This is a genomic window from Paenibacillus sp. DS2015 (assembly GCF_050433705.1).
Taxonomy (GTDB): domain Bacteria; phylum Bacillota; class Bacilli; order Paenibacillales; family Paenibacillaceae; genus Paenibacillus_AQ.
In genome coordinates this window covers 26282-47276 of sequence record NZ_JBNPWS010000017.1, presented here as the reverse complement: position 1 = coordinate 47276, position 20995 = coordinate 26282, and the positions used below count along the sequence as shown (strand labels likewise).

At 40.6% G+C, this 20995-nt stretch carries 21 protein-coding genes, 1 pseudogene and 1 riboswitch; of the genes and pseudogenes, 3 read left to right on the top strand and 19 right to left on the bottom strand.

The annotated features are described in order from the left end of the window. The 19 genes and pseudogenes from thiS to J2T13_RS15330 all read right to left on the bottom strand — a co-directional run bounded on the left by thiS (position 1) and on the right by J2T13_RS15330 (position 17929). Positions 1 to 207, bottom strand: a complete 207-nt coding sequence (thiS, locus tag J2T13_RS15420; RefSeq protein ID WP_429372772.1) for a sulfur carrier protein ThiS — start codon at positions 205 to 207, stop codon at positions 1 to 3. Continuing rightward, positions 204 to 1358 carry a glycine oxidase ThiO gene (gene thiO / locus J2T13_RS15415; RefSeq protein WP_429372770.1) on the bottom strand — a complete coding sequence of 385 codons (1155 nt, stop codon included), beginning with the start codon at positions 1356 to 1358 and terminating at the stop codon, positions 204 to 206. Before thiO ends, thiS begins: the two co-directional genes overlap by 4 nt. Then, positions 1355 to 1978: a thiamine phosphate synthase gene (locus tag J2T13_RS15410; protein WP_429372899.1), complete on the bottom strand. Its 624-nt coding sequence runs from the start codon at positions 1976 to 1978 to the stop codon at positions 1355 to 1357. The genes thiO and J2T13_RS15410 overlap by 4 nt, the downstream gene beginning before the upstream one ends. 196 nt (positions 1979 to 2174) lie before the next feature. Then, positions 2175 to 2277: riboswitch (TPP riboswitch) on the bottom strand. A gap of 134 nt (positions 2278 to 2411) precedes the next feature. Further along, positions 2412 to 2849 (bottom strand): GNAT family N-acetyltransferase, encoded by a 438-nt coding sequence (locus J2T13_RS15405; protein WP_429372768.1) that lies wholly within the window; start codon positions 2847 to 2849, stop codon positions 2412 to 2414. 89 nt (positions 2850 to 2938) lie between these two features. After that, positions 2939 to 4300, bottom strand: coding sequence for an MATE family efflux transporter (locus tag J2T13_RS15400; protein WP_429372766.1), 1362 nt, complete (start codon positions 4298 to 4300; stop codon positions 2939 to 2941). 35 nt (positions 4301 to 4335) lie between these two features. Further along, positions 4336 to 5016 carry an HAD family hydrolase gene (locus tag J2T13_RS15395; RefSeq protein ID WP_429372764.1) on the bottom strand — a complete coding sequence of 227 codons (681 nt, stop codon included), beginning with the start codon at positions 5014 to 5016 and terminating at the stop codon, positions 4336 to 4338. 24 nt (positions 5017 to 5040) lie between these two features. After that, positions 5041 to 5700, bottom strand: a complete 660-nt coding sequence (locus tag J2T13_RS15390; RefSeq protein WP_429372762.1) for a dihydrofolate reductase family protein — start codon at positions 5698 to 5700, stop codon at positions 5041 to 5043. Between the two features lie 60 nt (positions 5701 to 5760). After that, positions 5761 to 6912 (bottom strand): sugar ABC transporter substrate-binding protein, encoded by a 1152-nt coding sequence (locus tag J2T13_RS15385; RefSeq protein ID WP_429372760.1) that lies wholly within the window; start codon positions 6910 to 6912, stop codon positions 5761 to 5763. Positions 6913 to 6914: 2 nt separating this feature from the next. Next, the gene (locus tag J2T13_RS15380; protein WP_429372758.1) at positions 6915 to 8852 is read right to left on the bottom strand and encodes an alpha-amylase; all 1938 of its coding nucleotides are present in this window, start codon (positions 8850 to 8852) and stop codon (positions 6915 to 6917) included. 34 nt (positions 8853 to 8886) lie between these two features. After that, positions 8887 to 9927, bottom strand: a complete 1041-nt coding sequence (locus J2T13_RS15375; protein ID WP_429372756.1) for a zinc-dependent alcohol dehydrogenase — start codon at positions 9925 to 9927, stop codon at positions 8887 to 8889. Positions 9928 to 10306: 379 nt separating this feature from the next. After that, complete coding sequence (locus tag J2T13_RS15370; RefSeq protein WP_429372754.1) at positions 10307 to 10714, bottom strand: RDD family protein; 408 nt, start codon at positions 10712 to 10714, stop codon at positions 10307 to 10309. A 55-nt stretch (positions 10715 to 10769) separates the two neighbouring features. Next, on the bottom strand, positions 10770 to 11585 hold the full coding sequence (locus J2T13_RS15365; protein ID WP_429372752.1) for a protein-glutamine gamma-glutamyltransferase: 816 nt from the start codon (positions 11583 to 11585) through the stop codon (positions 10770 to 10772). 173 nt (positions 11586 to 11758) lie between these two features. Continuing rightward, positions 11759 to 12250: pseudogene (locus J2T13_RS15360) on the bottom strand (low specificity L-threonine aldolase); the annotation flags it as partial. A gap of 160 nt (positions 12251 to 12410) precedes the next feature. Next, positions 12411 to 12863: a GNAT family N-acetyltransferase gene (locus J2T13_RS15355; RefSeq protein ID WP_429372897.1), complete on the bottom strand. Its 453-nt coding sequence runs from the start codon at positions 12861 to 12863 to the stop codon at positions 12411 to 12413. Positions 12864 to 13009: 146 nt separating this feature from the next. Then, positions 13010 to 13378, bottom strand: coding sequence for a hypothetical protein (locus J2T13_RS15350; RefSeq protein WP_429372750.1), 369 nt, complete (start codon positions 13376 to 13378; stop codon positions 13010 to 13012). Between the two features lie 23 nt (positions 13379 to 13401). Further along, positions 13402 to 13932: an AAA family ATPase gene (locus J2T13_RS15345; protein ID WP_429372748.1), complete on the bottom strand. Its 531-nt coding sequence runs from the start codon at positions 13930 to 13932 to the stop codon at positions 13402 to 13404. Positions 13933 to 13985: 53 nt separating this feature from the next. Continuing rightward, positions 13986 to 14768, bottom strand: a complete 783-nt coding sequence (locus tag J2T13_RS15340; RefSeq protein ID WP_429372746.1) for an alpha/beta fold hydrolase — start codon at positions 14766 to 14768, stop codon at positions 13986 to 13988. A gap of 338 nt (positions 14769 to 15106) precedes the next feature. Further along, positions 15107 to 17011 carry a beta-N-acetylhexosaminidase gene (locus J2T13_RS15335; RefSeq protein ID WP_429372744.1) on the bottom strand — a complete coding sequence of 635 codons (1905 nt, stop codon included), beginning with the start codon at positions 17009 to 17011 and terminating at the stop codon, positions 15107 to 15109. A gap of 57 nt (positions 17012 to 17068) precedes the next feature. Next, positions 17069 to 17929, bottom strand: coding sequence for an AraC family transcriptional regulator (locus J2T13_RS15330; protein ID WP_429372742.1), 861 nt, complete (start codon positions 17927 to 17929; stop codon positions 17069 to 17071). A gap of 131 nt (positions 17930 to 18060) precedes the next feature. Between J2T13_RS15330 and J2T13_RS15325 the strand changes: the two genes are divergently transcribed. The 3 genes from J2T13_RS15325 to J2T13_RS15315 are packed head-to-tail and all read left to right on the top strand — an operon-like array spanning position 18061 to position 20914. Further along, the gene (locus J2T13_RS15325; protein ID WP_429372740.1) at positions 18061 to 19119 is read left to right on the top strand and encodes a Gfo/Idh/MocA family protein; all 1059 of its coding nucleotides are present in this window, start codon (positions 18061 to 18063) and stop codon (positions 19117 to 19119) included. 21 nt (positions 19120 to 19140) lie between these two features. Then, a complete protein-coding gene (locus J2T13_RS15320; RefSeq protein WP_429372738.1) occupies positions 19141 to 20025 on the top strand; it encodes a sugar phosphate isomerase/epimerase family protein in 885 nt (294 codons plus the stop codon). A 31-nt stretch (positions 20026 to 20056) separates the two neighbouring features. Then, positions 20057 to 20914 carry a sugar phosphate isomerase/epimerase family protein gene (locus J2T13_RS15315; protein WP_429372736.1) on the top strand — a complete coding sequence of 286 codons (858 nt, stop codon included), beginning with the start codon at positions 20057 to 20059 and terminating at the stop codon, positions 20912 to 20914. Positions 20915 to 20995: the final 81 nt, after the last annotated feature.

Below are 20995 nucleotides of genomic sequence, written 5' to 3'. Positions count from 1 at the left end.
TCAGCCACCCCCTACAAAATGTACGATCTCAATCCGGTCTCCATCCGCCAGTGACGTCTCTGAGTGAGAAGATTTCTCCAGAATTTGTTGATTACACTCCACAATGACCACTTTATGATCCAATCTAAAATGAGTAAGTAACTCAGTGATCGTAGTCACTTGCGTGTCAGGAACTTCCACCTGTTCTCCGTTTATTTGTAGCTTCATGTTGGAAATCCCACCTTTTCTTGAGAAATGTGCTGATGACGATGAATTCGATAAGGTTCTAATGACAGGTGTTTCTTCGACTTCCCTTCTGCCCAATCTGCAACGCATTTCCCCGTAATTGGACTTAGCAATATGCCATTACGATAATGACCCGCAGCTACATATAACCCTTTATATGTTTCGTGTTCACCTAAATAAGGTAAGCCATCAAGAGTCTGTGGACGTAACCCACTCCATGCTTTTTCCCATTCGGCATTCACAATGCTTGGCACAAGCTTCTTTGCCGCTTCTAAAAGTGTTGATATTCCACCTAAGGTTACCTTTCGATCATAACTATGAAGTTTACTAGTTGCTCCAACAATGATCCTGCCACCCTTTTTTGGGACTAAATAGCACCCATGACTAAAGATCGTAGAAGAAATTAACGGCTTGTCTGTCAGCACAGAGAAGCACTCCCCCTTCACCGGATAAATCGGACAATTCAATCTAACCTGCTCCAGCAGCGCTCCACTCCATATTCCCGAGGCTATGATGACACGATCAGAACGAAGTACTTCTTCGCTTGTGATCACTCCAGCTATTCGGCCATGCTCTATAAGAAGTGATCTTACCTCCGTAAATTCCTTGATATCTGCACCTAAAGCTACTGCCGCCTTCGCATAGGCAATCGATAATACTGGAGCATCTACTTGCCCATCTCCTTCCACCAACATAGCCCCTCGTAGTTCCCTAGAAATCTCTGGCTCTCTTTGGATGACTTGTTCCGTAGATAACCACTCCGCTTGTTCTCCTACACTGTGTTGAAAAGCAATGGTCTGTTGAAGCGCCTCTACATCCGCAGAAGTGATCCCCACTCGGAGCAGACCTTTGCGCGTGAAGCCGATATCCATTCCTGTTAACGCTTGAAGGTCTCTCGCCAACGGAGGAAACAACGCACGACTAGTCCTTGCTAAATCGAAGAAGGGTCCTGCTTCGTTAATCTCCGCCTGTGCTGCAAGCATCCCTGCTGCCGCAATCGAGGCTTGTTGCCCAAATCGATCTCTGTCTATAAGAACTACTTTCATTCCTCTCGCAGACATGTAATAGGCAATAGAACTGCCTATTACTCCTCCACCCACAATAATGGCATCCCAGAACTTAGACTTCGTCACCTTCCTTTACCTCCTCCTGCATCTAGCTCTCTTCGATAATCTTTCACCGCTTGTATAGGATCAGGCGCTGACGTAATGCCAGATAATATAGCAATGCCAGTTGCTCCCGTTCCTATGACCTGTTGCACGTGTTCTGGCTGAATACCACCAATTGCAATAATGGGAACTTGAACACGATCGACAACCTCCTTCAACAAAGCGATCCCTCTAGGCTCCTGATTAAGCTTAGAATTGGACGCGAAGATATGTCCGTAAAGGAGAAAATCAGCACCATACTTGCTCATATCATCGGCCTCTTCAACAGAATGAACGGAACACCCGATGCGCAATCCTGGAAAAGAGCGCCTCACCTCTTGTACTTGCAAGCTATGATAAGCTAGCTGGACACCACCTGTCTGCGCCGCCCATGCCACATCTACACGATCATTAATGATCACTTTATGTATGGGAACTCCGCCTGCTTTTAACGCCATAACCCCATGCCATAACGTAGCCGCTGTGCTAAATTTCTCCCGCAAATGAAATGCTGTTACATAAGTATGAGTTCGCTCTGCGATCCACACAAAGCGTTCCAATTCATTCTGACCATTTGAGATTATGTGTAGCTCTCGGGTTGACATCACACACACATCACACTACCTCCTACATGATTTTAATCCGATTCACGTTTTCTCCCGCAGAAAATTCATATAACCCAATGACTAAGAAAGACAACAAAAAAAGCCCCCTTCTGCATAGAGAAGGGAGCTTTAGATCCATAGCCAAGTGAATGTCTACCTACGTACATATATGTACATAAACAAACAATAGTTCAACCAAAGTATAAGCTCACTTCCCTACGCTGGTATAATCCAGATCAGGTTCAAAGGGTTTGGAATCACACTTCCGTCTCAGCTAAATAGCACCCCTAGTGATCTAACGTATTCAATTGGATACATCCTACCATGAATAAATGAAAAAGAAAATCACTATTATTCTAGTGTAAAAAAGGAAGCCTTCCCTCTAGTCAATGAAGACTTCGGAATAGCTCCTTTTCCATACAATGCGCATTCGTTAATCCTCTTCTTCAACTTCTTCTGCATCATATACACAACGAAACCGCTCAACTCCAGGATAAATTTCACCCAAGCTGTATACCACAAATCCGATATTGCGATAAAAATCAACTGCTTCTTCATCTGTCTCTGCAATCATTTGTGTTGGTTTTTGAGCTTCAAGTAATTCAAGCAACATGCCACGTCCGTATCCCTTCAAACGGTTCTCAGGTAATACAGCAATATGATTAATGGTTATGACTCTGCCAGCATCCATCTCAAACCCGATTAGACCTACAAGTAGTTCTTCATCCTCAAAACCATATAATTGTAACGAATCGTTACCTTCATACAACTCTATAGCAGCCTTCAAAGACTTATCATCTGGGAAAACCGCATACGATAATAACTCTGTTACTTCTAATTTGTTGATGTACGTTTTAACGTTAATAAGCATGTCTTAACCCTCCAACAATTTTGTCTTTATAAACAGTCATTACGTAACTGTAAAGGGTTTGGAGAGAAAATTCAAGCCGTTTTTACTCCTTAAGCCGCTATCCCATCAACTAAGTTTTTAACCCATTTTTTAGAATAGATCCGCGTCAAACCAAGTCCGAAGCGAACAACCTCCTCCAAAGAGAGAACTAAATAGACCCAAAAGATAGGTTGCTTCCATACGAAGGATAATAACAAAGCCGAAGGAACCCCAATAAGCCAAGTCGCTGTCGACTCCATTGCAAACACAAACTTACTGTCCCCGCCACTCTGCAAGATCCCGCCAGCTATAATCATATTCGCTACTTTGACCCATAAAAAGCCTGCAAATACCCAAATAATATAAATTCCTAATTGATTGGCTTCACTAGAGATATTGAATGCTGACACATATAGTGGAGCGGTAAGTGCAATAACGACTCCTAAAGATATTGAAATTATGATTCCAAAGCGTATGAATTTCTTCGCGTAATCGATAGCAACATCTTTTTCACCTGCACCCAACTTATTGCCCACCATAACTCCTGCGGCACTTGCCAAACCAGATAATAACCCAACACTTAAGCCTTGTAAGGGAAAGGTAATCGTCATAGCAGTCATTTCAACAGTACCCATTCGACTATAGATAACAGCATAAACCGTTTCTCCGAGAACCCATACTAATTCAGTCAAAACGATGGGATAGGTTGTACTGAAAAATTTAACAGTAAGCGGTTTGGAGATTCCGAAGAGATTCCTCCAATCAACTGAACCCGGTAAGCGAAATTTATATACTGCCCCAATGATCAATATACACTCAATAACACGTGAAATGACCATAGCTATCGCCGAACCTTTCAGACCCATTGCAGGAAAACCTAGGTGTCCAAAAATAAACAAATAGTTAAGTAAAACATTAATACAAACGGTAACTGCACTAGCATACATTGGAAATTTAACATGCTCGGTACTTCGCAAAATAGAAGAATACATCATGGTAAGCATGGTAGGAATATAACTTAGCGCTACAAGTTGTAGAAATATGTAACCATTGTCTATAATACTTTTATCAGTAGTAAAAAGTCCCACAATGTACTGCGGGTTAAAGAAGACAAGTAGCGTAAACAAGAACGAAAGGATCAAACCAATGAACAAACCCAGCCCTAGTAATTGTGAAATACTCTTTGTATCCCTATTCCCCCAGAATTGTGCCGCATAGACCGATACACCCATTGATATACCTGCCAGAACTACGGAGATAACACTAAAAATTTTAGTAGCTATACCTACGGAAGCGATAGCAGTATCCCCGAGCTGCCCCACCATTAGTTGATCGGTTAAAAACAACAGCGACATGATCAAGCTTTGTAAAGTAATAGGGATAGCTATTTTATACACATTTTTATAAAAGTCTTTTTTTCTATCTGGATCCATTTGTGACCAACTCCAGCTCCATATTTAATATATGACTAATCTACTCTGGTAGAATTCTTCCATAACTCCTCATAACTTTGGATCGTTTGGTCCGCAGAGGACAAATCTTGCTTACCAGAATTTTCATTTAGAAACCCGATACATAACATCCCTGCGGCCTTAGCTGCCTTGACGCCGTTATGTGAATCTTCAATAACCAAACACGACGAGGGGATAACGTCTAGAATATCAGCAGCATGCAGGAATATATCAGGTTCAGGTTTTCCTCGGTTCACATCCTCCCCGCTTACGATAACCGGAAAATAATTATTCAAACCAATCTTCGCAAGTATAATCTCGATTAAAGCTCTAGAGGAAGATGAAGCAACTGCGATCTGAACCTGTTGTTCGATTAACGAGAGGATCAAGCGTTCTATATTAGAAATCATCTGCAAATTGGAATGATCCAACATCCTCGCTATGACATTGTCTTGGTGGTAGGCAAGTAATTCTTCTATTGAAGGTTGAAGCCGATGCCTATCCTTTATTTGTATCCACATGCTCTCCATCGTTACACCGACATAAGAATGATGTTCTGCTTCCTCGATCCTTACGCCAAAATGGGCAAAGCTATTCTTTTCAATCTCAAAATAGATCGGTTCGCTATCAACTAATACCCCATCCATATCAAAAATGACCGCTTTAATAGCAGAGTAAACTCCTGTTAATTTAAACATTTCGAATGTCTCCCATATCTATAATCAAACTGCCTTTAAGTAGCGCATCAGCGTATAATTTTCTTGTTGTTGCATTTCAACGACTTTAAATTTCTTAGTCGTAGTTAGTTCTTCATAGCCCTCGCCATCAACTAAGGTGACGTTGGTTCCTCCTCCGATAATGATGGGCAACTGCATGAGAACAATTTCGTCAACCAGATCCTTATCAAAGACCTTCCAATTCAAAAAACCGCCACCTTCAACCATCAAGCTTGTTATACCGTATTTATTCTCTAATTGAACACATAGTTCTTTGAAATCCACTGAATCTGTTCCGCAAATCAAGCATTCTTTACCTAATTCCTGTATTTGCTTAATCTTCTCCATATCCTTGCCGTTCTCTGTGGTTACGACAATCGTTCTCCCATCATCCGTCAATACGTTGCTGTCCAAGGGAATATCCATGCTTGATGTCGGGATGATACGAACTGGGTTCTTATTGATCTCGTATCTATTCGTTAGAAAAGGATTGTCCGTTAAAATGGTGTTTTTCCCAACCACAATCCCATCTACTTTGCCGCGAAATTTATGGATGAATTCGATGTCTTGTTCATTTAATAAGCTAAATAAATCTTTACTTGAATTACCAGCACCCAAAGTTAATTTACCGTCTATCGATATTTGGCTGAATACAGTTATTTTCATATCTATCTCTCCCTTGTCTATGTCTTCTCTATCCTATCTTCTCTATATTGTATATCTACTCTACGTGGATACTTTCTCTGCAGGCTCAACATTAAGATGGCCCAGCTTCTCCACTATCTGATTGATCGAATCAGGAATACTATAACCCTTAATTAACAAATCGAGCCCATAATCCAGTGCAATCCAAAGAGCAAACATAGAGTCATGGATTGGCAATGGACGATTATATTGGATAAGCGATAGAATCTCTTTATTGTTAGGAGAACTAGTCGTCGAAAGACTTTCCAATACCCGTTGACTAGCTGGGATACGCTGTACCTGATTGGCCCATTTTAACTGGCATTCTTCACTAAGCATAAACGCTGTAAAAGATAATAAATCCTCTCGATACTCAGATTCCAAAGAATGATTAAGATAAAATAGACCAATAGAAGAGGTCATAGCAATCGAATGATTTCCTTGAATGTCCGGTAGTCTTCCTACCCCTAACCTTTCTCCCATATGTTGATTTAGATAGTTATAATTCCATTCACCTGTAATAATGGCCCCAATCTTACCTTCCATAAATTGCTCTAAAAGCTCGGTTGAGGCGTCAAGGCTTACAACTATATTCTCATCTAACTTATTGCGAACAAACTGCATAGCGTTCTTCATTTCCTTGGTATCTACACTCGGTTTGTCATCCTTGATCGGCCAACCTCCAAAAGCTGATAGAATCGGAATGAACCAATATGATTGGTTAAAGTCAGCACCGATCGGAATAATATTGTTAGATTTCAAAGCGTCTGCTAAGCGTTCGATGTCATCCCATGATTGTGGCGCCTTCTCCATTATTTCTTTGTTGTAATACAGCACTAAGTGATTACCAGTCAGAATGGGTACACCGTATTGAACCCCGTTATACTGCATTGTAGAGCGCATGTCCTCGGATAAAACATCTTTAAAAAGATTCCTATCCATCTCTGAATAACATCCTTTTTCCGCATACGTAGCCATATCTTCAGGGACCATGATCATATGAGGGCTAACTCCTGTTGTTCCCACTTCGCGAACCTTTTGAGTTAATTCGTGAAGACTCATGACTTTAGTCGTCACTTTGATATGATTGCGTTCAGAATACAAGGCGCAAATTTCCTCCAACACTTCAATAGATGTATCTCCTGGACCATCAAATTCGTGCCAAATCACGATTTCTTTCTCTTTTTGAATCATATTTATCTCTCTCCCTTTCTGTATGACATGATCAATGCCTGACTCGGTTGTAATATTGTGTAATTCACCACCTTTCCAAGCCATTTCGATTCCAACTCTGAATCAATTTGTATTTCGAATTGTGTGAATCCAAGAACAATGGTATCTAACTCCAACTGCACCGCTAGTTCACTATTCAGATTAAAGCAACCAAGTAGCACTTCATGACAATCGCTATAACCATAAATCACAACATCATCTACCGACTCATTTATAAAAAAGTTCTGCGGCTTAAGTAAGTGCAGCCATTGTTTCTTACTTTGGTTCAACTGTGCTAACAGCGGAAGCATGGGATTCGAGTTCGTCCAATTGATGTTTAATTCATTAAAAAAAGCTCTCGGGATAACTGCGCCATTGGTGTTATCACCTAAACCACAATTCAAAGGTTGTTCTTCATTCATTTCAAATCCCGTTGTCAAATATGGAATGGCATTGGGCAAGAAGTGATTAAATATGCCCATCAGTCGCGCGAGCTTCACGCCTCCCCGGCTTGTAATTCTTGGCGTATCCGCCGTTTCTGCACATGCAAATACGTGAATTTTTAATTCTGGTAATTCCTTTAAATAGTTGTTCAGATTATCACTAGTGATATCGGTCATGATGTCCCAACCGCTGCCCAACATAATATTATATCCCGTCTTAGCTGCCTTCTCATGATTACGATTGAACAAGTCCTCACTGATTAATAGTGCCTCCGGCCGTATTTCTTTAATCGTCCGAAATAGATTCGCTAGCAATGGAACAGGTAACACATGGCCTATATCGATGCGAAACCCATCAATGCCATAATTCTCTAGATTATAGCGTACAGCTTGTTCAAGAATGTCCCACAACTCTTGATTCGGTTCCTCTGCCGGATAATAATTGCATTTGATCGTATCAAACAATACGTACGGCGGTTGACCCGATTGTAAAAAGGATGTTACTTGCGGTGAGACATCCTTATATAAACGAAGGAATGTGATATCTGTCCACACTGGCTGCTCGTCGTTAATCCAATCGGAATGTGCGGGGGATGTCGTGATTCCCATCTCCTGCTCCACAAGTGTTAATAACTCTTCGCCCGTTTTCTCGGTTCGTTGTTTCAGTTCCTCCCACAAATCTGGGTTCACAACATTCGGAGGATGTGAGAATTTGCTTAAAAACTCCTCCGTTTCCTTGCTGCGATACACTATTTCCAATTTGTCAGGCGTACATTCTTCAAACAAACCAAGCTCTGGAATTTTAGGGGGAGCGAAGCCCTCCAGTTCACTCACTTTAATCCAATACACCCAATCCGGATGTTCTTCTATGAATACACTGTTCTTCGCCGTCACTCTAGGGATGAAATCGAGAACCACTTTAATATCTAGTAAATGACAAGCTTCAACCATGGCAGACATCTCGTCATGAATCGTCAAATGATCCATCTCGTCCAATAAAGAATCATGTAAATTTGAGTCGAGATTAAATAAATCTTGAACCGCATAAGGGGAACCAATCTCGCCTTTTAAGTTCAATTTGCTATATTGATTAATAGGGAGCAAATATAGGATATTTACGCCCATCTCCTTGAGAAGGGGCAGTAGAATCATCAAGCGAAGAAATGTTCCCGATTCGATTTCACCGTCGTGATTGTAATCCCATGCCGTTGAATAACGAACGAGCGAAGAATATATAACACTATCATTTAAATCGGTTTGCTCATTAAACTTATAATTTCGGGACAGCTCATAGATATACTTAATATGCTCAGCTAAAAACGAATGAGGATCAACTTTAATCTCTTGATTGCTTTCTTCTATGATAGATTTGAAACTACATTGATTCCAAAGGGCAGGAATCCAAAATGTTTGAACTTCATTTTCACTGGGGGATGAAAGAAAGTGCAAGATTCTCTCCAGTTGCTTAGATTCACTCATAATCTCCACTTCTTCCTTAATGGAATATATTATTTTATGGAATGAAGACGGTTTTCAAGGTCTCGTTACCCACACGTTCCTTCGTATTCAAGTTGTAACCTAATAATTCATGGATGGCTGTCTCATGCTGATCCAGCTCATATTTTTTGGTAACGATAGAATCCAGTTCAGGGAGTTCAGCAGCAAATTGCAGTGCTTTTTCAAACATATAACGATATTCGCCTGCCCCAATAATTTTTATGCCATTCTGCGTATATTTTGTTGGAGAAAAGGTGAATTGATAGGTAGCATTGATTCCGAATGGAATAATTCTTCCTCCCCGCTCAATCCAACGTTCCGCATATTCCAATTGATTTCCCACCGTGTCGATGATAACATCGAATTTCCGCTTTAAAATATGGTTTGAAATCCTTGCTTCATCTAATTGCTCAGGAGTATATGCATAATCAGCAATTCCCTCTGCAAACAAAAGACGGTAAGGATTAATCTCCGTTGCTACAGTAAATCCCGATAACTTTTTGCTTACTAACTGACAGAGAATACCCATCGGCCCAGAGCCAAGGACCAATACAGAATCATCCTGCTGAACATCTGCTTCTTGAAAGTTATGGAGTACACAGGCTAGTGGCTCTATCAGTACGGCAGTCTCCCAACTCATCGAATCAGGAATTCGATAGACGAATTGTTGCTCTGTCACAAAATATTGAGCAAAGGTCCCTTGTAAATTCAACCCTGCAATCGGCATTCCCATCCCATTCTTCCCTACACAAAGATGGGGCTGTTTCTTATTGCAAAAGTAGCATTGGTCACAACTTTGGTTAGGATCAATAACCACACGATCACCGATTCGAATACTCTGAACCTGTTCACCAACTTCAACAACCGTACCCACAGCCTCATGACCACGAGTGACACCGTAGACTCCCTCCTCTTTTCCAGTAATCACAGCAAGATCAGTACCGCATATTCCTGTAAGGTGGATCTTTATTTTTATTTCTGTAGGCACACTTATTTGTGGTTCATCCATTTGACTTAGCTTCAACATATTACTTTCTGACCATACTAATGCTTTCATATCTCCAACTCCTTATAAAAAAGCAATTGCGTTTCTAGTAAAATACATTTTATTCCTTATAAACCTTTCAGCGGCACCGAATAATTCCTTATTATAGTAAATAAGGGTTATATTCCATTTGCGCAAACGTTTGTATTGGTATAATAGCACAATAAATTATAAAAGTAATCATTTTTTTACATTAATTCATAATTGTTTCAATCTTTTCAGAATATTTCATGAAAGTCTATGTTCGATCATTCATATTTAAATTAATTAAATCTTCGAAATGCTAACAATGATCAAAAAAATAAAAAATAGCCCTATCCTTCTAAAGGAGGGGCTACGAATGAAAAGGGTACATGATTTAAGCTATGGTGTACGTGATTTTATTGTCATATTATTCAAACGATCTTACGACTTCAGTTCCCGCGATGAAATCATGAAGAGCCCGCTTATCCTCTCTTAGGGCAACCATAAATACACTCACAATTACTCCTATGCCGAAAGTCAATCCATATACAATTCCAGCCACAACATTACGTAAAAGCATTGTCCCAATGCTAGGTGGCGAAAGATCGACAATCTTTCTTATTCGTATGCCACATATGCGTTTTCCAATCGTACATCCATTCCAGAATATTGGTAAAGTCAGGGAATACAAGAACGAGATGAGCTTTGTCACATTTTCTTTAGCGTCTCCATCACCAAGAGTAATCCCCAAGAAAACCGCCGTTGCAATTCCTACAATAACTCCATCCAACAACATTGAACCTAGTCTGATCCAAAAACCTGCGTTTTGCTCCATCGTGACATTCACTTCCTTTAGTGGAGATCCTTCTAAAGTATATTTTGGTATTCATTCATATATACATATGCGTCCCTATTCTGGCAACGATCGCACTGTCTATATACGTATGGGTTACGACTAGATTTCCTCTTGTAGATAGTTTACGCAGATATTCAAAATCAGGATATAGCACGATATCCGAAAGATAGGCCGATGTTTGGCTATTTGGAATTCTTTTGCTATTAAGGGATGCAATCATTTCTTCCGACGTTCGTATCCCTATACCATGTCCAAAATATAAATTATCCGCTAGCAAAATGCTATTTTCTCCTTGCCATTCCGGCGATTCTGGAGTATGGTCTGGATTTTTGAAATACATGATATCTCCAGGGAAAGCTTCATTCCTATGCTCTGTCATCTTTAACTGCAAGTCGCTGTCATATTCCCAATCTCTTAAGTACAAATTTTTAAAATAAGCATTAAATGTGTCCTTATGAATAGCGCTGAGTGTTGCTTTGTACAGAACAATTACCATTGCAGTTGCACATTCAAAGGCATAGAGACGTCCATTGTTGAAAATATCATTGATGCCATCCGAAGGTAAGATCCCATTCTTCAATCTGAAGCCCCCATTTGCTGTGCGTGACCATAATTGGTTATTGCAGCGGGAGTTTTTGAACGTGGCAAAACTTACCTCACTTGCATCCAAAGCTTTGGCTGCCTCCACGATCTCCGTTCTCATGTGCAGCTCAAATTCTAATGCTTCTAGGGAATCATAACGATAGACGATTGGGCTATTTTTCTTTTTATTTACAATATCCTTTTCTAAATTCGTTAGCTGTAACGTACTTATTAACTCTGCATTATCGTTACCCGAGATTAGGATCATCGTGATTCCTCCCATGTTGTATGTTCTATTTATAGGTTAATGTACGTGTGCGATTCGATGTTTGTGCTTATTGCATCTACTTAAAAAAGAACCGGTTCTCAAAAGAGAACCGGTTCTTCCATTCACTGCAGATCGTAGTCCCTCTATTCAAGTGAAGGGGCCATCTTAGTCGGCTATACTCTCATTTCCTCAGCTAGCCGTTGAAATGCTATCTTTACCTTTTCCTTGGGTATTTTAGCATAACGATCTCCAATGTTCACTTCACAATAGCAGCTTGTTTCACTGGTATCCCTTAGAAATTGTATTAAACCTATACCTGTTAACTCATAAATCCGGATCAATATAGGCTCGAGCTGCCTTTGAGGCATTTCAAAGTGTACGTGAAACATATTCGATACAGGCTCTGCTGGCATAGTCGTGACACCATGACACTGATTATATAACCCTGCTAATTCCTTGGCTTCTTCATAATACTGTCCCATTTTATGTACACGCTGTTTGAAATAATATTCGGAGCTCAGGACATAAGGATACAGGCTAATTACATCTCCACCGTGCCGTCTTTTCCATACTTTTGATTGATTTGTAAAGTCTTTGTCTCCTGCTAGTATCGCTCCTGCAATCCCACCAATCCCTTTGTAAAATGACACATAAACACTATCAAAACGGTGTCCATAGTGAATCAATCGGTAAATATAACCATCGCTACTAACCAAACTTTTAAGTTTCACAAACTTTCGCAGCAAAACACCGGAAATTATACGCATCCAGTGATATTTTTCCTCTAAAATTGGTTTATCCACACTATACGCCTTAAGTGTGCGTTTACAAATCTCTCCTAAGTCTTATCATATCCTTACACTGGATTCCATCTTCAAATATCTCTTCTTCATAGTTCCTTATAAAAAAATCAACATCTATTCCTGTTATTCTAAATCCGCACTTTTGATATAGTCCTAATTGTTGAATACTTGAATTACCTGTTCCAATTTCAATTGATGTTGCTTTTAATAGTTTTGCTTCTTCAATAGCTTTTATTATGAGTTTTCTTCCAATCCCTTTTCCCTGGTATGCTTCCTTAACCGCTATGTTTACTATCTCTAAGGTTTGTGGATGAGTATGAATTAATACAAACTGCCCTACAATGTAACTATCATGATAAGCCAAGTAACATATGCCTCTATGGATGTAACTTTCAATCACACTTTTCGAAGGATCTGCTAGTAATAGCAACTCGTATGGAATGTCCTGGTTTTTATCAAGTAGTGTAATATTAATTTCCAAATCAAACAATCTCCTCGTCCTCCGATGTTAAACACTTGACCTGCATAAAAATGAATTTGTCCACCTACACGACTTGTAAATATAAGAAGCATCCGTATTCAAATCATTGAGTTCCCTTTTTCAAAAAAATCTTCTTCTCACTATTCATTAAACTCATTTACTTTTCTTATATCGTTGGAAACCAATTTCACTTCTTCATATTTGGAATCAACAACAATATACGTTGGGTAGCTCTGAATCTGAAATCTCTCATCCTGATGATCAAATACAATAAATTTATACTGATCATAATCATCTATTCCATATTGATCCTTATAATCTTGTGGGTTCTTTATTTCTCTGTATTCATCGTAAACTATTAATATATCTCTATTTGCCTTCTTATCATATGTAAATATGCCTAACAAAAAAAACGTAGCCAGAAACAAGATAATTCCAGTGTATAGAGATACTTTGGCTAACCGATTGTTATTCTGCACCCTTTGATGTTGCCCCCATTCATTTTTCATTTTTATGAATGACTATCATTATTTCATCTATCTGTGATCTTATTTAAAATTAATTTAATAACTTCCGCTGTATCCAAGTGATCGGTATATATATGATCATCAAATCTTCTGTCATTAAGGGCATCTACACACTTCTGGATTTGTTGAAATGTCCATCCGCCTATCGTATCCCCACGTGCTGTTAAACGTTGTTGAATTGTCTCTTCAGAAGCAACCAGACAGAAATGGAATAGGTCCTTGTCAATTTCTTGGAATCCATTATATATGTAATCGAAATTAATAGATTTATATATAGTCATCGGAACTATAAGATGTTTGTTATATTTTTGTTTCACTTCCCTTGCAGCGTTAACTGTTAAGATTCTCCATAGTTCTATATCTTGAAAATCATCTGTTTGTTCCTCTTCTAGTCTTATCTCCTCTGGAGCTATCTTTCTAACCATGTATCCAATCTCCTCAGGATCGAAGATCATACTATTCGGGATGAAGGGTTGCAGCATCTTTGCTGCTGAAGTCTTCCCTGATCCAAATGCTCCGTTAATCATGATGATCATGATATAGATGCCTCCTTTGTCCAGTATTTTATTTCTCCACTATCATTCACCTATTATTTAATAGACTTCATCTCCATCGGGAGTTCTTTGTCATTAATCCATGCTCCAACTATTGTATTGAATAAATTGGGGGTAGCAAGAGAAACGCCGTGTCCAACTTTGGGCAGGATATATCCTTGGCAATTGTTGTTACTTTGGGCAATAACGCTAGCTGACTTTTTCATGATTGATTTCTCTTTATCACCGACTAACACGAGTATCCTTGCAGTACTATGTATGAATCCATCTGCTATTTGATAAGACATATTCTCTTCTAAGATCTTAAGTAACGCATCCACGCTCATTTGTTGAGTATCATTGTAATATAAATCAAAGTATTCTTCACCGATATATAACACTTTAGCTTGAAGCTTGGCAAAATATTTATTCTTAACTAACGGCATCATTAGCCGGGTTATAGGTTTCATAATGGATTTGAAAACCTTCATAGGCTTTACAAGCCCACTCACAATAATCGCCCGATCAACGATATCCTCCTTCATACTTAGAATCTCTAAAGCTATTTGAGCACCGAGGGAAAATCCAACAATCGTAATCTCTTGACCGTTTTTTCTTTCAGCTATGATATTAATGATATCCTTGGCCACTGTATGTATTGAAATAAATTGCTGGCTGCCACTCTTACCGTGACTAGGAAGATCAGGAATCAATACATAGTAATCATCACTAAAAAAATCTAACTGCTTGTCCCACATCCAGCCACTGACTCCCCCGCCATGTAAAAATATAAGGATTGGAGCATTCTTATTTCCAGCTTCTTTAACGTATAGTCCCATAATGACCTCCGATGAGATGTTATTGTATGTTAAAAAGCCAATCAAGCTTTATAGCTTCGAAAATACCACAATCATCTTGTTAAACAAACTTATAGGACGAGAACGTAATGGATGTATACATTTTCTGCTACACATTCATGGATATTACTTTTACTTTCCCCATGGGATTACGACTCCTATCAACATCATGGAAAAAAGGTAGTTGTCTCTCAACAATCCGAAGCAACGGGTATCCGCAAAAATGGACCCATTGCTTCAGATCATTACTAGAGTCTTCTCGAGAACCCAATGAGTGACTTCCATATCATTATGCTAAATCTAATTAATATTGTTTAGTGTTAATTCAATGCTGACGCGGTAACGATCACCTGATATGACGCATTCAGATTCAGTGGTGCGTTAGGTATTCCGTTCTGGTCAAAGATTAGGCGTTGTACTTCCAGCTCCTCCAATCCCTCTACCTGACCTTCCACATAATCCATAATCCGAGCGCCTGTTGACTGTATACGAGCCATTAAGCCGCCATACCGGATGTCGAGTACTTCCCAACCGAAAGCCTTGTATGTGATCATCCACATACGTCGGTGGGCAACACGCAATGCATCGACTTGACGATATAGCTCTGGAAGTTCCATCGTCACAATATTCATAAGCTCATCCCTCTGTCTTTCATCGTAGCTCCGTTTAATACGTATACCTAATGTAGATTTCAGGGCAAGTACGCCTGCAAGCTTCTCATAAGTTTCGAACAAACTATCAAACGGGGCAGGCATTGATTCCTTGTAAGTGCACCATTTCTGTTCCAGATCAGCATAGTATTTAGGGAGCACTTTCTCACTCTCCTCATCGATATGCCCATCGAACAATCCTGTCATCAAATCCTGCCATAATAAGAACTTCGAAGGATTGGCCATCCAGTGATTCCCCTCATCGACTCCCGGAATTTCATCCATATATTTAAGCGAAACAAGTGGATCAAATAAATCGAGACCTGTGCAAACTTTTAGACGCTGTCCGAGACGTTCGTCATCGACCTCATCCCCATATCCATGCTCAGCAAATAGCTGCAAGCCAGCAAGAATGACATAATGATTTGTTTCGTTACCATTATCACCCCACGCGGTGGAGAACACTTCTTTCAACCCTTTGTTCTTAGCTGCACGCAGCGCCGGATGACTCGTTGTCCATGTTTTTCCGTAATTCGGGGCTATGGAATTCCACATATGAATCCCGCCTGCAAATATAGGGAGCGACCCGAACTTAAGATGCATGTCATAAATTTTCTCGTAACCTGCTTCGTCACCTTTACCGTAATCCCAATAAACAAACTGTACACCCTTAGGGATTTTATCCATATTATCATCAGAGAAATCGGCATTTATGTTATATAACTGTCCTTGATAATCGTTCGCAAGTAAGTTGAAATACATGTCGCTCCAGATCATCGGATGAAGTCCATACTTTGTAGTAATAGCAAGCACCTTGCCCACATGCTCGTTCATAATCTCAAAGCGATCACGAAAGCCGTTCTCCCTCAAATAACGTCCAAGTCCAACCTGAAACGCTTCGTCCATTCCGATATGAATTCGTTTCGAACGAAATGTCTTTGCCGCTGTCGTAATCATTTGCTCTATAAATTCATAAGTTTTGGGCTCACCAGGCAGGAGAATGTCGTGATGATCCTTCATTTGTCCAGCATAGTCCCATTTCAGCGCATGATGCAGGTGACCTAACGTCTGGATGCAAGCAATCATTTCAATTCCGAACATATCGGCATAATCGTCCAACTCTCGCAGTTCCTCCATTGTGTAACGACCACGCATGTATCCGAAATACGGGAGTTCTTCAATTTCGTAAGTATCCTCCGTGTACATCATCAACCCATTCAGACCCATGACTGCCATATAACGAATAAACTGCTTAATGGTATTCACACGCATGACCCCGTTACGAGATACATCCAGCATCGTCCCATTGAAATCGAATCTAGGTTGTTCTGCTATCTCAAAGGAATCACCCACTGTGGCATGTTCTATAAATAACCCAAGCGCACGATAGAAGTGAATTTTATTCTGATAATGAATGACTCCTTGACCGCCGCTACATGAAACCCTCAGAGGACCGTCCTCCTGAATAACCTCAATAACCATGCCACCATGCTCAATCTGTAATCCCAACATGTCTGCCAACTGAGCGACACCTTGTGCCATGCTCGCCGTCAATCCTTTAAAATACACTCTCATTGCTCTACCTCCATCTGTCTGACTATAAATTGATTGCATAATATTGAAGAAAAAACATTACTGACCGACTCTCCCTCGGTAGTTCCTCGGTGAAAGGCCCGTTATACGTTTGAATACCCGAGAGAAATAAAATGTATCTTTATAACCGAGCGCTTCACCCACTTCTTTAACCGTCAACTCTGAGTTGAGCAAGATATTCTTCGCTTCCGCGACCTTGAGCCTGTGAAGAAATTCATTTAAGGGAAATCCTGTATACTCATGAATGATTCTGCGTAGTGTCGACACTGAAATGTGATGCCTAGCCGCCATATCCGCAGGCTCTTGTGATAAGTGCAAAGAACGGGAAATATCATCAATGACTTTCACAACTTGGCTCCCTCGGTTACCGGCTTCACTTTTATCCGCTTGAGCTACAAGTTCATACAAGAAGGATTCAAGCATCATCGAGGCGCGATCTAGATTGCTCGGAACACCACTATCAATGAGCATGAACATCAATTCCATCTTATGAATATACGGTTCATCAATGTCCGCTTGCTTGACGAGATCAGGATCAAGAAGCCAATTCTCCAGCCACTCTGCTACTCTGGCTCCTTCCATGGTGAAATAATACTCATCCCAATACCCATCCTTATGCGGACCATAATTAAAGACGGCGCCCGGGTATAGACAGAACCAACTTCCCTTTTCAACGATCTGTCTCTCGCCTCCGTTCACCTGATAATAACCTCCTCCGCCCGTAATCATCACGAAAGCCCAAGATTTGAAATCGGCATCGATTCGTTGAAGTGTTCTAGCAGGTAAATGTCCCGCATTTACAACAGTTAGTGATCTGATTCTCTTTTTACTCGGATCTACCATCGGATTAAATACACGGATAGGATGATTACTGATCATATAATCCATATATTTTGTCATTCCAACCATTCTCCCCTTTAAACAACTATGTTAAATTTACCTTTGATGAACAAATAGAACATATCTATGTACAACAACGAGCTAATTATAACAATATTGTACAGATAACGGAAGGGATGTAACCGCAAATAATGGATATTATCAAAATTGGTCTTATCGGAAGTGGATCGATCTCCGAATCCCACTTATTAGCCTATCAATCCAACCCGAAAGTGAAACTATGGGCAGTCTGCGATTTAAACGAAGAAAGAGCTAGAAAAGCAGCCGAGAAATTTGACATCCCTCATGTATATACGAATTACCATGAACTCCTTGCCAACTCGGAAGTAGATGCGGTCAGCATCTGCACATGGAACAATTCACATGCTGAGATAAGTATCGCTGCACTAGAAGCCGATAAGAACGTATTGTGCGAGAAACCACTGTGTAAGACTGTGGACGAAGCTCTAAGAATAGAAGAAGCTGTACGAGAAACAGGTAAGATGCTTCAGGTCGGATATGTCCGTCGCCATGCTTCTAATATCTCTGTATTAAAGAAATTTATCGATGCAGGCGATCTCGGTGAACTCTACTTCGCCAAGGCCAGCATGATTCGCCGTATCGGTAATCCGGGTGGCTGGTTTGCTGACAAAGAACGTTCGGGCGGAGGACCTCTTATCGATATCGGTGTGCATGTGATCGATTTATGTTGGTACTTGATGGGCAAACCGAAAGTGAAATCAGTCAGTGGTAACACTTACTCCAAACTCGGCAACCGCTCAGATATAGAGAATTATGATTTCTATAAAGCCGCTGATTATGACGCGACACGCAATGACGTAGAGGACATGGCAAATGCACTGGTCCGTTTCGAGAATGGCGCTTCCCTATTGGTGGATGTGAGCTTCTCACTTCATGCCAAACAAGATTCGGCCCAAATTAATCTGTATGGTACGAAGGGTGGTGCCGAAGTCGAGCCTAGATTATCGATCGTGGCAGAACAGCACAATACAATGATCAATATTGAACCACAAATCTCTCAACCTGCATTCGATTTCCAAGGAAGTTTCCAGAATGAGATCAATCATTTTGTGGACAGTTGCTTAGGGATTATCGAAACAAACAGTCCCGTCGAAGACGGCGTAGAAATGATCAAAATACTAAATGCCATATATCAATCGGCTGCTGAGGGCCGGGAAATTCAATTCTAAATCGCAGGAGGTAAGAATGAGATGAATCTAACCCTAAACAACAAAATCGGTGTCATTGTAGATAGCTTTGGTATAGGTGTTATTGAAGGACTGAAAAAGGCAACAGAAGTAGGTGCGGATGGCGTACAAATCTATGCCGTTTCTGGCGAAATGGACCCCGCTACATTAACCGCTGCTAAACGCAGAGAACTTCGAAGTTATATCGATGGACTAGGGTTGGAAATTTCAGCGCTTTGCGGAGATTTGGCTGGTCATGGATTCCAAGATGCCGAGGTAAACCCAGACAAAATCGAAAAATCTAAACGTATTCTCGATTTGGCTGTAGAACTCGGCAGTTCCATCGTAACCACTCATATCGGTATCGTACCTAACGATAAGAACGATCGTATTTATGACTCGATGCAACGTGCATGCGACGAATTGGGTATATACGCGAAGAGCATGAATGCCTATTACGCGATTGAGACGGGTCCTGAACCAGCAGCTCATTTGAAAGATTTTCTAGATACGCTGCATACCAATGGGGTCTCCGTCAATTTCGATCCAGCCAACATGGTCATGGTCACTGGTGATGATCCAGTTGAAGGGGTCAAGACGCTGAAGGACTACATTGTGCATACACATGTCAAAGATGGCAAACGTCTACGTACCGTCGACCCTAGAGACGTGTATGGATATCTTGGTTACGGTGCAATGGATCATGCCAAAATTGCTGAAATGGCTGCATCCGGTGCTGCTTTTGAGGAAGTTCCACTTGGCGAAGGCAAAGTTGATTTCAAAGCCTACTTCGCAGCCCTTCAGGAAATTGGTTACAACGGCTATTTAACGATTGAACGAGAAGTCGGAACGAATCCAGAAGAAGATATACGTAAAGCTGTCTCTTTCATCCAAGCATATCGAGGTTAAAGGCCAATATATTAACAAAGGAGCAGTCATCATGAAATTAGGAGTTAGTTCTTATAGTTTATATCAAGCTATGGCCACAGATAACATGTCTATTCAGGACGTTATTGCTTGGGTAGCTGACATTGGCGCTCAGCATATCGAAATCGTTCCGATTGGATTTGATTTCGATAGTAATCCCGAATTGGAAGATCAAATTCGCGAGAAAGCCACAGAAGTAGGCATCACGATTTCCAATTATGCCATCGGAGCGAATTTCATCACGGATACAGAAGAAGCGTATGAGGCGGAGATTCAACGTGTCATTAGCGAAGTAGATCGTGTCCATCGCCTTGGAGCAAAACTAATGCGCCATGATGTAGCTTCACGCCAAGATACTTCCATTGCTCGATTCAATGAAGATTTAGCCCGCATCGCTCATGCTTGCCAGCGCATTGCTGATCATGCTAAGCAATATGATATTACGACAAGTGTAGAGAATCACGGTTATTACGTACAAGCCAGCGACCGTGTACAGGCTCTCATTCATGCGGTAGACCGTCCGAATTTCAAGACGACCCTAGATGTCGGTAACTTCGTATGTGTGGATGAAAATCCAATATCCGCTGTGAAGAATAATATTAATTACGCATCGATGGTGCATATTAAAGACTTCTACATTCGTCCATCTTACCGCAACCCAGGCGAGGGTTGGTTCAATAGTGCTGGAGGAGAATTCCTACGCGGAGCAATCGCCGGTCAAGGAGATCTCAATTTATATGAAATTCTGCGTATCATGAAACAATCCGGTTACGACAATTACATGTCTATTGAATACGAAGGCATGGAAGAATGCCGCAAAGGAACCCAGATTGCCTTTAATAACGTAAACCGAATCTGGAACGAAGTCTAACCTACTCAGCATTTTATTCAGATAGATTTTAGAATTACAAATACCAAAAGGGCTCAACCAATTCATCTTCAATGACTTGGT

Bases quoted from the DNA above. Each gene is read 5' to 3' on its own strand.
- J2T13_RS15325 (WP_429372740.1), top strand. From the start codon at position 18,061: ATGGATATTATCAAAATTGGTCTTATCGGAAGTGGATCGATCTCCGAA.
- J2T13_RS15320 (WP_429372738.1), top strand. From the start codon at position 19,141: ATGAATCTAACCCTAAACAACAAAATCGGTGTCATTGTAGATAGCTTT.
- J2T13_RS15345 (WP_429372748.1), bottom strand. From the start codon at position 13,932: ATGATCATCATGATTAACGGAGCATTTGGATCAGGGAAGACTTCAGCA.
- J2T13_RS15410 (WP_429372899.1), bottom strand. From the start codon at position 1,978: ATGTCAACCCGAGAGCTACACATAATCTCAAATGGTCAGAATGAATTG.
- J2T13_RS15390 (WP_429372762.1), bottom strand. From the start codon at position 5,700: ATGAAAATAACTGTATTCAGCCAAATATCGATAGACGGTAAATTAACT.
- J2T13_RS15340 (WP_429372746.1), bottom strand. From the start codon at position 14,768: ATGGGACTATACGTTAAAGAAGCTGGAAATAAGAATGCTCCAATCCTT.
- J2T13_RS15330 (WP_429372742.1), bottom strand. From the start codon at position 17,929: ATGACAAAATATATGGATTATATGATCAGTAATCATCCTATCCGTGTA.
- J2T13_RS15315 (WP_429372736.1), top strand. From the start codon at position 20,057: ATGAAATTAGGAGTTAGTTCTTATAGTTTATATCAAGCTATGGCCACA.
- thiS (WP_429372772.1), bottom strand. From the start codon at position 207: ATGAAGCTACAAATAAACGGAGAACAGGTGGAAGTTCCTGACACGCAA.
- J2T13_RS15350 (WP_429372750.1), bottom strand. From the start codon at position 13,378: ATGAAAAATGAATGGGGGCAACATCAAAGGGTGCAGAATAACAATCGG.
- J2T13_RS15365 (WP_429372752.1), bottom strand. From the start codon at position 11,585: ATGATCCTAATCTCGGGTAACGATAATGCAGAGTTAATAAGTACGTTA.
- J2T13_RS15395 (WP_429372764.1), bottom strand. From the start codon at position 5,016: ATGTTTAAATTAACAGGAGTTTACTCTGCTATTAAAGCGGTCATTTTT.
- J2T13_RS15380 (WP_429372758.1), bottom strand. From the start codon at position 8,852: ATGAGTGAATCTAAGCAACTGGAGAGAATCTTGCACTTTCTTTCATCC.
- J2T13_RS15335 (WP_429372744.1), bottom strand. From the start codon at position 17,011: ATGAGAGTGTATTTTAAAGGATTGACGGCGAGCATGGCACAAGGTGTC.
- J2T13_RS15370 (WP_429372754.1), bottom strand. From the start codon at position 10,714: ATGGAGCAAAACGCAGGTTTTTGGATCAGACTAGGTTCAATGTTGTTG.
- J2T13_RS15405 (WP_429372768.1), bottom strand. From the start codon at position 2,849: ATGCTTATTAACGTTAAAACGTACATCAACAAATTAGAAGTAACAGAG.
- J2T13_RS15375 (WP_429372756.1), bottom strand. From the start codon at position 9,927: ATGAAAGCATTAGTATGGTCAGAAAGTAATATGTTGAAGCTAAGTCAA.
- J2T13_RS15400 (WP_429372766.1), bottom strand. From the start codon at position 4,300: ATGGATCCAGATAGAAAAAAAGACTTTTATAAAAATGTGTATAAAATA.
- J2T13_RS15385 (WP_429372760.1), bottom strand. From the start codon at position 6,912: ATGATTCAAAAAGAGAAAGAAATCGTGATTTGGCACGAATTTGATGGT.